The sequence below is a fragment of the Streptomyces sp. CNZ301 genome, from assembly GCF_004217425.1.
In genome coordinates this window covers 4871420-4886021 of sequence record NZ_SHLG01000001.1, presented here as the reverse complement: position 1 = coordinate 4886021, position 14602 = coordinate 4871420, and the positions used below count along the sequence as shown (strand labels likewise).

General features: G+C 70.6%; 12 protein-coding genes and 1 pseudogene. 8 read left to right on the top strand and 5 right to left on the bottom strand.

The window, feature by feature from the left end:
- Nucleotides 1-178 precede the first annotated feature (178 nt).
- The 4 genes from EV375_RS21065 to EV375_RS21050 all read left to right on the top strand — a co-directional run bounded on the left by EV375_RS21065 (nucleotide 179) and on the right by EV375_RS21050 (nucleotide 3737).
- On the top strand, nucleotides 179-1054 hold the full coding sequence (locus EV375_RS21065) for a winged helix-turn-helix domain-containing protein (protein WP_130300875.1): 876 nt from the start codon (nucleotides 179-181) through the stop codon (nucleotides 1052-1054).
- 160 nt (nucleotides 1055-1214) lie between these two features.
- Nucleotides 1215-2282: an aminoglycoside phosphotransferase family protein gene (locus EV375_RS21060; RefSeq protein ID WP_130300873.1), complete on the top strand. Its 1068-nt coding sequence runs from the start codon at nucleotides 1215-1217 to the stop codon at nucleotides 2280-2282.
- A 164-nt stretch (nucleotides 2283-2446) separates the two neighbouring features.
- Entirely contained in the window at nucleotides 2447-3145 is a 699-nt protein-coding gene (locus EV375_RS21055) for an HAD-IA family hydrolase (protein WP_130300871.1), read from the top strand.
- 169 nt (nucleotides 3146-3314) lie between these two features.
- On the top strand, nucleotides 3315-3737 hold the full coding sequence (locus EV375_RS21050) for an ankyrin repeat domain-containing protein (RefSeq protein ID WP_130300869.1): 423 nt from the start codon (nucleotides 3315-3317) through the stop codon (nucleotides 3735-3737).
- 69 nt (nucleotides 3738-3806) lie between these two features.
- Here EV375_RS21050 and EV375_RS21045 read toward each other — a convergent pair whose 3' ends face one another.
- Nucleotides 3807-5000, bottom strand: coding sequence for a MerR family transcriptional regulator (locus EV375_RS21045; protein WP_130302010.1), 1194 nt, complete (start codon nucleotides 4998-5000; stop codon nucleotides 3807-3809).
- Between the two features lie 115 nt (nucleotides 5001-5115).
- Nucleotides 5116-5970, bottom strand: a complete 855-nt coding sequence (locus tag EV375_RS21040) for a methyltransferase domain-containing protein (protein ID WP_130300867.1) — start codon at nucleotides 5968-5970, stop codon at nucleotides 5116-5118.
- A 219-nt stretch (nucleotides 5971-6189) separates the two neighbouring features.
- Here EV375_RS21040 and EV375_RS21035 point away from each other — a divergent pair, with 219 nt between their 5' ends.
- Nucleotides 6190-6924 (top strand): DUF4097 family beta strand repeat-containing protein, encoded by a 735-nt coding sequence (locus tag EV375_RS21035; protein ID WP_130300865.1) that lies wholly within the window; start codon nucleotides 6190-6192, stop codon nucleotides 6922-6924.
- Between the two features lies 1 nt (nucleotide 6925).
- Here EV375_RS21035 and EV375_RS21030 read toward each other — a convergent pair whose 3' ends face one another.
- Both EV375_RS21030 and EV375_RS21025 read right to left on the bottom strand, forming a co-directional pair.
- On the bottom strand, nucleotides 6926-8032 hold the full coding sequence (locus EV375_RS21030; protein WP_130300863.1) for an aminotransferase class V-fold PLP-dependent enzyme: 1107 nt from the start codon (nucleotides 8030-8032) through the stop codon (nucleotides 6926-6928).
- Between the two features lie 77 nt (nucleotides 8033-8109).
- Nucleotides 8110-10113, bottom strand: coding sequence for a TIM barrel protein (locus tag EV375_RS21025; protein WP_486588616.1), 2004 nt, complete (start codon nucleotides 10111-10113; stop codon nucleotides 8110-8112).
- Nucleotides 10114-10315: 202 nt separating this feature from the next.
- Here EV375_RS21025 and EV375_RS21015 point away from each other — a divergent pair.
- Nucleotides 10316-10591: pseudogene (locus EV375_RS21015) on the top strand (transposase); the annotation flags it as partial.
- 294 nt (nucleotides 10592-10885) lie between these two features.
- Nucleotides 10886-11686 carry an IclR family transcriptional regulator gene (locus tag EV375_RS21010; protein WP_486588615.1) on the top strand — a complete coding sequence of 267 codons (801 nt, stop codon included), beginning with the start codon at nucleotides 10886-10888 and terminating at the stop codon, nucleotides 11684-11686.
- A gap of 123 nt (nucleotides 11687-11809) precedes the next feature.
- On the opposite strand, the gene EV375_RS21005 is transcribed toward EV375_RS21010, so the two are convergent.
- Nucleotides 11810-12817 (bottom strand): alcohol dehydrogenase catalytic domain-containing protein, encoded by a 1008-nt coding sequence (locus tag EV375_RS21005; RefSeq protein WP_130300859.1) that lies wholly within the window; start codon nucleotides 12815-12817, stop codon nucleotides 11810-11812.
- Between the two features lie 278 nt (nucleotides 12818-13095).
- Between EV375_RS21005 and shiA the strand changes: the two genes are divergently transcribed.
- A complete protein-coding gene (gene shiA, locus EV375_RS21000; RefSeq protein WP_130300857.1) occupies nucleotides 13096-14454 on the top strand; it encodes a shikimate transporter in 1359 nt (452 codons plus the stop codon).
- The last annotated feature ends 148 nt before the right edge of the window (nucleotides 14455-14602 follow it).

Here is a 14602-nt window from a genome sequence, read left to right as displayed (position 1 = left end):
AACCGGAGCGCTCTGTGTTGGCGAGCATCTGCGCCTACTTGGCGACACTTGATTTGACTTGGTTACCATCCTTGCGAAGTTGTCCGCCAACTTATTCGAAGTCTGCCCACTTGACCGGAGATTGAAAACAGTTGACCGACAACTCCCGTGTGTTGGTGCGAAGTTGTACGGTCAGGGTGTGAACAGGACGAGCCCCGCGAAAGGCGCACGGTCCCCGCACGAAGCGGTCGCCGCCGCGCTACGTGAGCGAATCGACTCCGGCGAGCTGCCGCCGGAAGCCCGCATCCCCACGCAGAAGGACCTGGCCGAGGAGTTCGGCGTCAACCGCGCCGCCGTCCGCCAGGCCGTCCAGGACCTCCAACGCCAGGGGCTCCTCACGGACCCCGGCCGCGGAGCCCCGCCGACCGTCGCCAGGCCGGGCCCCTCGCAGGAGGAACCCAAGCCGGCCGGCACGGAACTGGCCGAACGCCTCTACGAGGCCTTCCGCGCGGAACACGTCACGATCGACACGTACTCGCTGACGACGGAGACACTGAACAACGCACTTGCGCGGCCCCACCGTTCGATCGTGGACGGGACGATCTCCCCTCGCTCGATCAAGGTCCGCGCCATCGTTCCGAGCCCTCAGGCCGACCTCGCCCTGCCCCGTCTGGTCGACGACCCGGACGACCGGCGCCCCTTGGACCGCCTCCACGAGATCCAGCGGACGTGGGCCACGGCGCTGCGCAACACCTTCGGTACGTTCCGAGGCAGGTACGAGGTGCCCGAGGTCTCGTGCGAAATACGGACCGTGGCCGCGACGCCGCTGCACAAGCTCTACATCCTCAACGGGACCGAGGCGCTGATGGGCTATTACACAGTCGTTCGCGACCGGGTGCCCTATCGGGACGAGGAACTGGAGATCTTCGACGTCCTCGGACTCGAAAGCCCCCTCTTCCGCTTCTCCAGCGGCCCGGACGGTCACGACAAGCAGGACGACGCATTCCTGGCCCACTCACAGGCCTGGTTCGACTCGCTGTGGCAGAACCTGTCCACACCTCAGATGCCGGACTGATCGAACGGCCCGGGTGATGACCCTGGGGTGATCGACCGCCCGCGCGAGAGCTTTCGCAGGCGAACGGGTGACCAGCCGTCGCCCGGGGAGAAGGGCCGGGCAGCGGGTTGTAAGGTTCGCTCTCATCAGATCCGAGTGTGCGCACAGGAAAGCCCAGCCGATGACGTCCCATGCGTTCGCGCAGGCCGCACGTACCGGAGTCGTCGACGGCCCCCTGCAGGGGTACCACCGTGAGTGGTACGTGGTGCAACCGGCCGGCGAACTCGCCTACATGGGAAGAGTGAAGGTCGGGGAGCCCCGTGAAGGCATTCCCTGGTTCGACAGGCGTTCCTTCGCCTCCGAGGAAGAGCTGCTGCTTCGGCTTCCCCGGCTCGGCGTACCGCGTGTTCCCCCCGTGCGCCGTCTCGACTCCCCCGGACCGGTGATCCACGGCTTCATCGAAGGTGAACCGCTCAACCGACTGGCACCCGCCGGAACGTCCGTCGCAACGGTCTTCGTCGACCAGGTCATGTCCGTCTTCGGCGCGCTGGCACGTGTACGGCCGGAAACCGTCGCAACGTGGGGAATCGACATCGGCGACGAGGAAGTCCCGGAAAACAGCGCGCAGTTCCTCCAGAGCCTGATCAACTTCACCCGTGATGAGGTCTATGCGGCGAGGCTCCCGGAGTTCGGAGCTCTCTTCGAGGCACTCGGCATCTCCGCCGACGCACTCGCCCCCGAGTCGCCGCTCGTTTCCGAGGCGAGGCAATTGACGCCTCGTCCTTTCTGTTTGCTCCACGGAGACCTGCACCGCGCCAACTTCATCGTGGACCCCATGAACAACCTGTGGACGATCGACTGGGAACTGGCCACGGTCGGCGACCCCGTCTACGAACTCGCCACGCATCTCTACCTCATGCGCTACCCGGCCGACCAGGAAAGGAGGGTGACGGAGCAGTGGCGGCAGACCATGTCCGAAGTGCTCCCCGCCGCTGTGGCCGGGCTCCAGGCCGATCTGCCTCGCTACCAGGCGTACAAGCGCGTTCAGTCGGTGTACACCGACGTCGTGCGTCAGGCCATCGCCGTCCGGAACTGCCGCACTCCTCATGAACGGGAGGAGCAGCTGCATCGCACGGCCAAGACCATCGACGGTGTACTCAGCCGTGCCGCACAGAGCGCAGGGCTGCCGAATGCACCCGATCCGTCCGCGATCGAATCCGCCTTCGCGGCCTTCTGTGCTGTCGGCTAGCCCCAGAAGGCCCGCCTCCCCGAGCAATCGGCGGTGAAGCACGCTCTGCGCTCTTGGCACCGGGAGCAGTCGGTGCCGCCGCGTGGTGTGCGCGCTGTACGCCTCGGCCCGCACGGGAGATAGTTGGGGCCGACCAACGCCGCCGACCTGGCACGAGGAGCGAAATGCGCGATCTCATCGAAGCCGCGAAAGCTGTTCTCTTCGACTTCGACGGGCCCGTTTGCCACCTCTTCCGTCAGCGGCCGTCCTCGGCCATCGCTGATCGGCTGCGGCAGGCGGCTGCCGACGGAGACAAGAACGGCAGCGCCGCCTGGCTGCCGGAGACCGGTGATCCGCTGGAGATACTGCGCGCCGTCTTCGAGCAGCCCGGCCTCGTCGAGAGCGGCGTCGCGCGGGACATCGAGCGGGCGCTGACCGAGGAGGAGGTGCAGGCGGCGCCGGGTGCCTTCCCCACCGCGTACGCCGACGCGCTCATCCGCACGCTCGTCGCCACCGGCCGGGAGCTGGCCGTCACGACGAACAACTCGCAGCAGGCGGTGGAGCGTTACCTGGAGACCCGTACGACGCACGAGCTGTTCGCGGGCCGCATCCACGGCCGGAGCGCCGAGGGCGCGCTGCGCCTCAAGCCGGACCCGGACTGTCTGCTGCGTGCCCTGGAATCCACCAAGACGCCGGCGCAGGAAGCGCTGATGATCGGGGACGCGCCCCGGGACCTGGAAGCGGCGCGTGCCGCCGGAGTCGCCTTCCTCGGTTACGCGCGCAACGAACACAAGGAGCAGGAGCTGCGGGCGGCCGGCGCCGAGCACGTGGTCGGCTCGCTGCGGGAGGTCCTGCTGACCGTGGACCCCCGCGCGCACGTGTGACTGTCCGCCGGGAGGGTGCGCTGCGCGGAAGTGGGCACGCGGTGAGGCGTACGTAAGGTGGGAGGCAGAGGCAGTGCCGGGCGCACGGCCTCCGCTTTCCGGGTACCCGGCCTGCCGGGTCCGGCGACGCGGCCGGCACCGGCGCAGCGCACGAGGAGGACTGGACGCGATGAGCGACGCCCCCATGCCCCAGAGCAACGAGCCGGCGCACGACCCCGAGGTGCTGGAGCTCGCCCAGAAGATCTTCGGGCTGGCGCGGCACGGCGACACGGACACCGTCGCCGCCTACGTCGACGCGGGTGTCCCGGTGAACCTCACCAACGACAAGGGCGATTCCCTGCTCATGCTCGCCGCCTACCACGGTCACGCCGCCGCCGTGCGCGCTCTCCTGGACCGGGGCGCCGACCCCGACAAGCCCAACGACAGGGGCCAGATGCCGATCGCAGGGGCGGTCTTCAAGGGCGAGGACGAGGTCGTGCGCATGCTCCTGGAGGGCGGCGCGGACCCGCGCGCGGGCGAGCCGTCCGCGGTCGAGACTGCGCGGATGTTCGAGAAGAAGGAGCTGCTGGAGCTCTTCGGCGAGAGCGCGTAGCGGAGGCCGTCGGAGCCGGGCCGGCACAGAGAATCCGTACCGGTCCGGCTCCCGTTCGCGGACCCGGGTCTACCGCGCCCGCTCCGCCCCGTCGGCTGCGTCCGCCACGTCGGCAGCGTTCGCCGTGTCCGTCATATCCGCCACATCCGCCACGACGCAGCTGACGTTGTCGGGCCCGCCCGACCGGTTCGCCAGAGCGACCAGCTCGCGGACGGTCGTCTCCGGGTCCGCCGTCCCCGCGACGGTCCGCCGCACCTGCTCCTCCGGGACGACCGACGTCAGCCCGTCCGAGCAGAGCAGGTAGCGGTCGCCGGCCCGTACGTCCTGGAGCCGTACGTCCGGACGGTCTCCGGGCCGTCCCGTCAACGCCCTCATCAGCAGCGCACGCTGCGGGTGCGACGCCGCTTCCTCCTCACTGATGCGGCCCTCGTCGACCATGGACCGTACGAGGGTGTGGTCGTGGGTGATCTGGAAGAAGTCACCGTCGCGCAGCAGATAGGCCCGGCTGTCCCCGATGTGCACGAGCGCGAGCTGCGAACCCGTCCACAGCATCGCGGTGAGGGTGGTGCCGGCCTCCGCGTCCCCGTCCGTGCCGGTGTTCGTGTCCCCGCCCCTCTGCGGAGCCACGGCCTCGCCGACCGCGCGGTCGACGGACGCGAGCGTCTCGTCGAGGGCGTTGAGCAGGTCAGCCGCCGGAGGGTTGCCCTGTTCGAGCTGCTTGAGCGCGTCTATGGCGGCCGCGCCCGCGGGGCCGCCGCTGCCGCCGAATCCGTCGGCGACGGCGAGCAGCCGGGAACCGGCGTACGCCGCGTCCTGGTTGCTCTCCCTTTCGAGGCCGGCGTCGGTCAGTGCGGCGTACCGGATGGCGAGTGGTCTCTCGGTGTGCGGCATGGCGGTGTCCTTCCGTGACAGTTGGTCGATGAGGAAGGCGGCCAGGTCGCGCCGGGCGGCCAGGTCGTCCTCGACCTGGGCCCAGTAGGCCCGCACCTCGCGCGCGGCGGCGGGCCCGTCCAGCCCGTCCAGCTCACGGATACGGGCCAGGGGCATCCCGAGGCGGCGCAACCAGGCGACGAGCCGGGCCTGCTCCAGCTGGCCGGGCGCGTAGAGGCGGTAGCCCGTGACCGGATCGACCCGGGCAGGGAGCAGAAGACCCAGCTCGTCGTAGAGGCGCAGTGCCTTCGGCGACAGCCGGGACGCCTTCGCGAACGCCCCGATCGTCAGCAGGCACCCCGCGCCCTCCCCTGTGCGCCCTGCGATACCCATGCCTCGCTGAGCGCCCGCATCCGACGGAGTGCCCCTGCTCTCACCCATGCCGCTCCTCCCCACGCCGGGCCCGTCGCCCGGCACGCCGATGCTGCGGCCTCCCCCAAGGACAAGGTCAAGGACGGCCGGTCGGGGCAGCCCCGCCCGGCAACCCGCCGGTCTTCCTGCCGGTCGTCTCGCCGGTCTTCCTGCCGGTCAGCACGGAGACATCGACCCGCTCCGCGAAGGTATCCCTGCGTGGCAGCGCCTGCCGGACGCGCTGCGCGAAGGCGGGCCGGTCCGCAGGCGCGGGCAGCTGCCGTTCGGGGACGGCGGAGTAGATCCCGCCGACGAGTTCTTCGCATGTCACCTCCTCCGTGTAGGAGACGACGCGGTGCCGGACGTCGGTGAACCCGGCGGCCTCGAGGGCCGGAGCATAGCGCTCGCGGTCCTTGCGCGCGGTGCCGCAGGAGTCCTTCAGTTTCGTACCGAAGTACTCCTCGAGGAACCCGCGCATGGCGCGCGACCAGTCGCTGTCCTGCAGCCATGCCGGTGTCCCGTTGGCCAGGACGGCGACTCCTCCGCCCGGACGGATGAGCGGGAGGAGCGCGGCGAACAGGTCTTCGTGCCGCATCCAGTGCAGGGCCTGGCCGATCACCGTTGCGGCGAGGCGGCGTTCGCCGAGCAGCGCACCGAGTGCGGGGACGTCGGCGTCGGCACCCAGTACCCAGGTGACGTCGGTGGCGCCGGCGGCCAGTGCGGCCTCCCTGGCCATGCGGAGCATGTCGGGTTCCGGATCCATGCCGATCACGGCACGGACGCGGCGGGAGAGCGGAAGGGTGAGCTGCCCCGTGCCGCATCCCAGGTCGAGGACGGTGTCCTGCGGGGTCAACGCGAAGGTCTCGTCCAGCGCTTCGAACACCTCGGGCGGATAACCGCGCCGGAATTGGGCGTAGTACCTCGCCACGTCACCACCGAATCCGAGTCCCATGCGCACACCCTGCCCGGGCGGGCGTCCGGCGACGGGGGAATCGCTGCGGGCTGAACTCCCGGCGCCTCTTCCGTCAGCGCTCTCGGGGCAACCCTGCGGGCGATGCGGGGGTTTGCCTCATCGCCGCGCCCGGGCGGGTGCCATAGCGTCGGCGGGCGACGGGAGCGGGAAAGGCTGACAGCAGCAGCCTCCGCCTTCGACGGAAACGGGGAGAACATCATGCGCAGGCACATCCGCCTCCTCGGGGCGGTCGCGGCGGCCGGAGTCGGAGCGAGCACGCTCGGGGCATGCGGGCTGATCCCCGGGGAGACGTCGGAGGACAGCGCGACGTTGTCGCAGAAAGTCGGTGCCGTACGTCTGGACACCGACTCGGGCGCCATCCGGCTCCGCAGCAAGCAGACCGTCACGAAGGTCACCGTGAAGCGGACGATCGAGTTCGACGGGGACGAGCCGAAGAAGCGCACGTTCCACGTCGAGGACGGCGTCCTCGTGCTGCGCGGCTGTGGCGACGACTGCCAGGTGAGCTACACGGTCGACCTGCCGCCGAGGGTCCGGGTGAGCGGCAGCACCTCGTCCGGCGGGATCAGCCTCACCGGCGTGGGCAAGGTGGATGTGACCACCCGTTCCGGCGCGGTCGACCTCGACGACGTCGACGGCCGCGTCGCGGTGAGCACCACCAACGGACGCATCAACGGCCGCGGCCTGAAGGGCGACGGGGTGCGGGCCGAGACGTCCAACGGCGCGATCGACCTCAGGCTGAGCACGCCGCAGGACGTGCGGGCGAAGACGTCCAACGGCGCGATCTCCGTGACCGCGCCGGAGAACCGCTACAAGGTTTCGGCGAAGACGAGCAACGGCAGCAAGAAGCTCGGTCTGCGCGACGACCCGTCCGGCCGCAACACCCTCGACCTGACGACGACGAACGGCTCCATCCGCGTCAAGAAGGCCGGCTGACTCAGGCCTCGGCCAGGCGGCCCGCGACGACCTCGGCGGCCCGGTCGGCGTCGGCGTCGGTGTTGTAGAGGTGGAAGGCGAGCCGCATCCGTCCGGCCCGGGTACTGGCGACGACTCCCGCACGCCGCAGCTCGGCGGGTGTGCCGGAGTCGACGGCCGCGCTGACGATCGCGGAGTCGCCCGGCGGGAGGCCGACGGCGGCGCGGAAGCGGTTCGCGAGCGCGAGGGCGTGCTCGTGGAGTGCGTCCGTACCGATGCCGTTGAGCAGATCCAGGCTCTTCTCCTGGCCGATCCAGGCCTGCCACACCGGGGAGACGTCGAAGCGCCGTGCGTCCTTCGCGAGCCGCAGGGGTGCGCCGTAGAGGCTCTCCCAGCGCTCCTCGCCGGCGAACCATCCGGCGGAGTGCGGAACGAGATCGTCGACGTGTTCGGGCCGGACGGTGAGGAAGCAGGTGCCCCTCGGGGCCAGCAGCCACTTGTAGCCGCCGCCCACGGTGTAGGCGAACCGGCTCGCGTCGACGGGCAGCCAGCCGGCGGCCTGCGTCGTGTCCAGCAGCACGCGCGCGCCCACCGCGTCGCAGGCCGCGGTGAGGGCGTCGAGATCCGCGAGACGGCCGTCCGCGGACTGCACGGCCGCGACGGCCACCAGCGATGTGCGGGACGTCACCTCCCCGGGGATGGACTCCAGGGGCACTTCGCGTACGTCGACGCCGCGAGGGGCCTGCGCGTGGAAGGGGAAGACGACGCTGGTGAACTCCCCGGCGGCGGTGAGGACTTCGCTGCCCTCAGGCAGGGACGCGGCGATCAGCCCGACGAAGGCGCTGACCTGGCTGCCCACCGACACCCATGAGGGTTCGACGCCGACGAGCGAGGCGTAGCCCGCGCGGGCGGCCTCGACCGGGATGTCGTAGGCCACCGGGTCGGCGGTCCCCTTGCGCCAGTCCTCTTCCGCCTCCCGCAAGGCGTGCAGGGAGCTCCGTGGCGGCAGACCTATGGAAGCGGTGTTGAGGTAGACGACATCGGGGTCGAACTCCGCCTGTGCGAGTGCGAGACGGGATCGCCCCTCGGACCTGTCCGCCGGGTCGCCGGCGCTCCGGATGTTCTGCATTGCTCAAGACTGCGCCCGCTTCGGCCTGTGCGGAAGTGCCACCTTGCTGCAAGCGGACCGGAGGACCTGGGGCGCGGTCACTCCGCCGGGTTGCGTGCCTGCCGGTGCGCCGCCATCCGTACGGGCGCGTTGGCGGCGCCGTCACCGCGGTAGCCACCCACCCGCTGCACCACTTCGAAGAAGACGCGCGAGCCGAGGATGCCGGTGCAGAAGTGGAAGAACTCCCCGTGCTCGTCCCGGTCGTAGAGGATGTTCAGCTCCCGCATGTCGCGCAGCAGCACGGGGTCCGGCGCGTAGCGGGCGTCCAGGTCGTCGTAGTAGTTGCCGGTGACGGGCAGGATCTCCAGGCCCCGGTCGCGGGCGTTCCGTGCGGCGGCGAAGACGTCGTCGGTCGTGAACGCGACGTGTTCCGGGTCCGGCACCGAAGGCGCCCAGCCTCCGCGGCGCAGCAGTGCGCCGTGCATGGCTATCCGCACCTCGCCGGACGCGTTGCCGACGGTGCGGCTGCGGACCAGGCCGAAGGGTGCCCCGTACTCGGCGGAGTCCCGCTCCCGCAGGTCGAGTACGGACTGGTAGAAGGTCATCGAACCGGTGAACTGGTCGTTCGGCTGTGCCAGCGCGACGTGGTCGATGCGTCCGAGGGTTCCGGGTCCGGCGAAGTCCTCTGCGGCGGGACGGTCCTGCTCCGGGTCGGTGGGGGCGAGGCCGGTCGGGGCGAGGCCGGTGGGGGCGAAGTCCGCCCGCCAGTCCGGGCCGGCCGCCTCCCCGCCGGGGCAGAAGAACAGCTGGGTGCCGTCCGGGGCGGCGACCGCGGTGAGTTCGGCCTCCTCGGGGCCGCGCCTGCGGGGCAGGGGTGTGGCGAGGAGGGCCTCGGCCCGGCGTGCGGACTGCTCCGGGTCGCGGCTCTCGACCGCGAGGGCCACGAGCTCTGCCCTGCCGGGCGGGTCTCCGGCTGCCCCGGCCGCTCCGGTACCGGCCGCTCCGGTACCGGCCGCTCCGGTACCGGCAACGGGCCCGGCCCCGGCCGCTCCCGTTCCGTCCGGACCCCCGGCGCTTTCCTGCCTGTTGAGTACGACGTTGCTGCCGCCCTGCTGCCACAGGTCGACGGGCTTGGAGCGGTGGCGCCCGGTGTGGACGAAGCCCAGCGCGGCCAGCGCGCCGGAGACCTGCGGAGCGGACCGGTCGTCCACGGCCAGTTCGACGAAGGCGTGCCCGAGGAGTCCGGGCGCGGAGGGCGGCGCGGCGAGGCCGGTCCGTCGCCGAGTCCGGCCGTCCGAGGGCTCGTACCGGCTCCCGGCGACGGCCTCTTCGAGCGCGACCAGCGACCGCATCCCGTCGACGGCGGCGGGCCCGGGGTCGGTCTGCCGGAAGACGTCGTTGAACACCTCCAGCGACAACGGCCCCTCGTACCCGGCGGCGAGCACCTGGGCGACGAAGCCCGGCAGGTCGAAGGAGCCCTGGCCGGGGAAGAGGCGGTGGTGCCTGCTCCACTGCAGTACATCCATGTCGAGACGCGGGGCGTCGGCGAGCTGGAGGAAGAAGAGCTTGTCCGCGTCGACGGTGTCGATGCCCACCGGTGCGGGATCGCGGGAGAGCACGTGGAAGCTGTCCAGGCACAGCCCGAGGTTCGGGTGGTCCGCCCGGCGAACGATCTGCCAGGAGTGTTCCCAGCTGTTGACGAAGCGGCCCCAGGCCAGGGCCTCGTAGGCGACGCGCATCCCGCGCGCCGCGGCGCGGTCGGCCAGCGCGCGCAGTTGTGCGGCGGCGAGGCCGTCGTCGTCCGTGGCGTGCGGCGAGAGCGTGGAGCACACGAGCACCGTGTCCGCGCCCAGCCGCTCCATCAGGTCGAACTTCCGTTCAGCGCGGCGGAGGTTGGCGGAGTGCAGGGCGTCCGGCACGGCCTCGAAGTCGCGGAAGGGCTGGTAGAGATCGACGGTCAGCCCGAGGTCCGCGCAGAGGGCGCCGACGCTCTCCGGTGACATCGCCGAGACGACGAGGTCGTTCTCGAAGATCTCGACGCCCTCGAAGCCCGCCGCGGCCGCCGCCCGCAGCTTGTCCTCCAGCATGCCGGAGAGGCACACGGTCGCGATCCCCTTGCGGGCGTGAGGTCGTGGCGACGGTGACGGCCACTCCGGTGCGACGGGCGATGTGACGGAGGTTGCGACGGGCGATGTGGCGGGCGAAGAGGACCTGGACGGCTTCATGCGTGCTCCGTGAGTTGTTGGGCGGCCCGGGAGGGCCGGATGTGGCTGATGTGTGCTTGCCTTCAGTGGCTGCCAAGGAGTGGCCGTCCCCCGCGATTCCGGCCGCCGCACCGGCAACCTCCACCGCCCCAAGCGCTACAACCGCCGCCTGCGACGGATCTTCTACCTCTCCGCGCAGTCGAGCATGATGCGCGAAGGGCCGAACCGGGACTTCTACCTCAAGAAACGCAGCGAGGGCTGCAAACACGTCCAGGCCGTCATCGCCCTGGCCCGCCGACGCGCCAGCGTCCTGTGGGCACTCCTGCGCGACAACCGAGTCTTCACCCCCACCCCGCCGGTCACGCACGCGGCTTGACTCAATCATTGAGACTCCTCGGTGCCGGCTGCGTGCGGTGCCGGTGTGTGGCTCGGCTCCCGGGTCGAGCAGGGATGTTCGTATGCCGCACTGAAATGCACATGGCGCACAGTAGGAGTGCGTCCCCGGGGACGTCAATCGGTGGGCAGCAAGGCGGGCGCGGCGCAGGACTTCGGACCCCTCCCGGCCGGATCCGGTCCGCTTGGCCTCCGGCGGGCCCGGCGCGGTAGCCTGTGCGTAATGCGCACAGCGGCGCGGCACAGCAGGTCGGCCCCGTACGGGAGGTAGTGAGGCTTGTCGGAAACGGTGACGAAGGGACGCGAGGAGTACGGTCCCCACTTCGTGCAGTCCGTCGCACGGGCCCTGTCGGTGATGCGCTCGTTCACCGCGGAGCGCCGCTCGCAGACACTCACGGAAGTCGCGCGCGAGACCGGACTCGACCGGGCGACGGCCCGCCGGCTCCTTCTCACCCTCGCCGACCTCGGCTACGTCACCAGCGACGGACGCTCCTTCGAACTCACCCCGCGCACCCTTGAGTTGGGCTACGCCTACCTCTCCAGCATGTCGCTGCCCGAGATCGCCCAGCCGCATCTTCAGTCGCTGGCCCGCGAGCTCAACGAGACGGCGGCCCTCGCGGTCCTGGACGGCGAGGAGATCGTCTACATCGCGCTCGTGCAGAGCACCCGCCTGATGGCGGTGAAGATCGGCATCGGCACGCGCTTCGACATCTACACGACGTCGATGGGCCGGGTGCTGCTGGCAGGGCTCCCGGACGCCGAACTGGACGAGCGCTTCGGGCGGCTGAAGCTGGAGAAGAAGACCGACCACACGATCCGAAGTCCGCGGACCCTGCGCGAGGAGATCGACAAAGTGCGCAAGCAGGGCTGGGCGCTCGTCGACTCGGAGCTGGAGGAAGGACTGCGGGGCGCGGCCGCACCCGTGCGCGACCGCGCGGGGCAGGTGGTCGCCGCCGCGAACGTCTCGGTGCACGCGGGGCGTACGACGCCGGAACTGGTCGAACGCGACTACGTCCCGGCGATCCTGCGCACCGTCCGGCTCATCGAAGCCGACCTGGTCAGCGGGATCACGCGCTGACCGCGCAACGCCCCGACGCACCGGACGCGCCCGCCGAGGACCGTCGGAGCCAGGGCCCCCGGAGCGGTCGCGCATGCCGGACGGTTCAGGGGCGCTCACGCAGTTCGCCGGGCGCATCGACCGTCATTCCGCACGGTCCCTGCCGTCGAGGCTGATCCAGCACTTGCCCGGCGTCGAACTCACGGCGTCGAACGCCGCGGCGGCGTCCGTCAGGCCGAACCCGGCCCGCAGTACGCGGTGGGGAGCGAGCGTGCCCTTCTCGATCAGGGCTACGGTCTCCGCGAAGTCCCGTGGATGGTCGTAGATCAGCGATCCCCTCAGTGAGAGTTGCCGCCGGACCAGTTCGTGCGAAGTCAACTCCAGCGGTGCGCCGCTCATCCCTATGAAGGTCACCGTTCCGCCGGGAGCTGCGTGCCGCAGCGCCCAGGCCGCCGCCTCCGGCACTCCGGCGGTCTCGAAGACGTGGTCGGCGGGCTCGGCCTCCGCGCCCGTTCCGTCCCCCGCGGACTCCACCGGCACGGCACCGAGCGAGGCAGCCAGAGCACGGCGTCCCTGGTGCGGCTCGTGCACGTACGGGGTGATCCCGGAGGCAGCGAGACACAGGCACACCAGGAGCCCCTGGGATCCCGCCCCGACGACCAGGCATGCCTCACCCTCGCGCACTCCCGAACGGCGTACGGCCGTGCGTGCCACGGCGAGCGGTTCGGCGCAGACGAGGTCTCGCGTGCCGGCGTTCCCCGCCGCGTGCACGAACTCGGCCGGCACGCTCACGTATTCGGCGAGAACTCCCGGCGTGTCCAGCCCGACGGCCACCCGCTTCGCGCACCCCGAGGTGAATCCGCCGGCGCACTGCGCGCACCGCCCGCAGCAGTAGTTCGGCTCGATGGCCACCGTCTCGCCCTCGGAGAGGTGCCGGACGGCACTGCCCACCGCCGCGATCTCCCCGATGCCCTCGTGCCCCAGCACCCATGGCAGTCGCGGCGCCGGGCGTGCGCCCCGGACCACGGCGAGGTCGGTGCCGCACAGGCCGACGGCCGTCATGCGAACGAGTACGTCGTACGGCCCGTGGCCGGGAGTGGGGAGGTCGACCGTCTCGACGCGGCCGGGCGCGGTCAGTGCTGCTGCCTTCATGTGGGTCGACACCTCTCAAAGTCTGTGCGCTATACGCACTAACGTACGCATGGCGACAGCGTAGCGGAATCGACAGTGACAGCGACACGAAGGCGTGCAGCCGGGGCCCGGAAGCCGGAAGCACTGCAGAGGACAGGGGATTCACTCAGAGGAAAGCCGCACGGAACCTCGCCTGCCGCACATCCACCCGGAACAGACCCTTGACCCGGGCAAGTCGGCGAGTACACGATGCCGTGCAAGTCACGCACACTTGTGCACAGAGCGCACAGAGGTTGGCAATGTCATTCACATCAGAGCACTCAACGCCCCGCAAGCAGACGCGTGCCGCGGTCGGCAGCTCCATCGGGGCCGTCGTGGAGTGGTACGACTTCCTCCTCTACGGCATCGTCGCCGCGATCGTCTTCAACAAGGCCTTCTTCCCCGGCGTCAGCCCACTCGCCGGCACGCTCGCCGCCTTCGCCACGTTCGGCATCGGATTCGTGTGCCGCCCGCTGGGCGGGCTCGTCTTCGGGCACTTCGGGGACAAGCTCGGACGCAAGCGGATGCTGGTGTGGACGGTCCTGCTGATGGGGGTCTCCACCGCGCTCATCGGAGTGCTGCCGACCTACGGCAGCATCGGCTGGTGGGCGCCGCTGCTCCTGGTGATCCTGCGCGCGCTCCAGGGCTTTGCCGTCGGGGGCGAGTGGGGCGGAGCCGCACTCATGGCGGTCGAGTCCGCCCCGTCCAGGCTCAAGGCCCTCTACAGCTCCGGCGTGCAGGTCGGGTACTCGGTGGGCCTGATCCTTGCGACCGGCGCGGTGGCACTGATGGAGAACGCCCTCGGGGAGCGGGACTTCCAGGAATGGGGCTGGCGTGTCCCGTTCCTCATCAGCGCGCTGCTCGTCGTGCTCGCCCTGTGGATACGGGCAGGTGTCCCCGAGAGCGAGGTCTTCCAGGAGGAGGTCGAGGCGCGGCAGGGACACAAGCGCACGAAGCTCCCCGTGGTGACGGCGCTGCGCAGGCACCCGGGTGCCTTCTTCCAGATCATCGGCATGCGTCTCGGTGAACTGGTGACGATGTACGTCGTCACGACCTTCGCGCTCTCGTACGCCACCGACGAGCACGGCTTCGACTCGGGCCTGATGCTGAACATCGGGCTGCTCGTCGGCGCCGTCGGCATCGTGACGATCCCCGCGTTCGCGTGGCTCTCCGACCGGTACGGACGCAAACCGGTCTTCATGACCGGCGCCGTCATCGGGGTGCTGGGTGCCGTTCCGTACTTCCTGTCGATGGAGTCCGGGTCCGCGGTACTCCTGGCAGTCACCTCCGTCCTGCTCGTCAACGTCTCCCACGACATGATCGTCAGCGTCCAACAGCCGCTGTTCACCGAGCTGTTCGGCGCCGAGTACCGCTACAGCGGCGCCGGGGTGGGCTATCAGGTGGCCAGTGCGGTGGGTGGAGGCTTCACGCCGTTCATCGCGACGGCGCTCGTCGCGTTCGGCGGCGGCAACTGGTACTGGGTCGCGGCCTATCTCGCTGCCGGGTGCGGCGCCTCCGCCCTCGTCGCGCTCACGCTCCGCGGAACAAGCTCCTCCCCTGCCGTTGCGGCGCCCGCGGCGGACGGCGCGACAGCACAGAGGCCGGTCGGCAGGCACTGAGCCGGGGCGGGCGCGGGCGCATGACCCGTCCCGGCGTGGGCCCTTCCGGCCGCCGGGGCGGGCAATGCCGGTGACGCGGCCGGACCGCGGGCCGGATACGTTGGCAAGCGAGCAAGTCCGCACCGCGGGGCCCGGATACGGACGAGGT

Bases quoted from the DNA above. Each gene is read 5' to 3' on its own strand.
- EV375_RS21060 (WP_130300873.1), top strand. From the start codon at position 1,215: ATGACGTCCCATGCGTTCGCGCAGGCCGCACGTACCGGAGTCGTCGAC.
- EV375_RS21055 (WP_130300871.1), top strand. From the start codon at position 2,447: ATGCGCGATCTCATCGAAGCCGCGAAAGCTGTTCTCTTCGACTTCGAC.
- EV375_RS21050 (WP_130300869.1), top strand. From the start codon at position 3,315: ATGAGCGACGCCCCCATGCCCCAGAGCAACGAGCCGGCGCACGACCCC.
- EV375_RS21045 (WP_130302010.1), bottom strand. From the start codon at position 5,000: ATGGGTATCGCAGGGCGCACAGGGGAGGGCGCGGGGTGCCTGCTGACG.
- EV375_RS21040 (WP_130300867.1), bottom strand. From the start codon at position 5,970: ATGGGACTCGGATTCGGTGGTGACGTGGCGAGGTACTACGCCCAATTC.
- EV375_RS21035 (WP_130300865.1), top strand. From the start codon at position 6,190: ATGCGCAGGCACATCCGCCTCCTCGGGGCGGTCGCGGCGGCCGGAGTC.
- EV375_RS21030 (WP_130300863.1), bottom strand. From the start codon at position 8,032: ATGCAGAACATCCGGAGCGCCGGCGACCCGGCGGACAGGTCCGAGGGG.
- EV375_RS21005 (WP_130300859.1), bottom strand. From the start codon at position 12,817: ATGAAGGCAGCAGCACTGACCGCGCCCGGCCGCGTCGAGACGGTCGAC.
- shiA (WP_130300857.1), top strand. From the start codon at position 13,096: ATGTCATTCACATCAGAGCACTCAACGCCCCGCAAGCAGACGCGTGCC.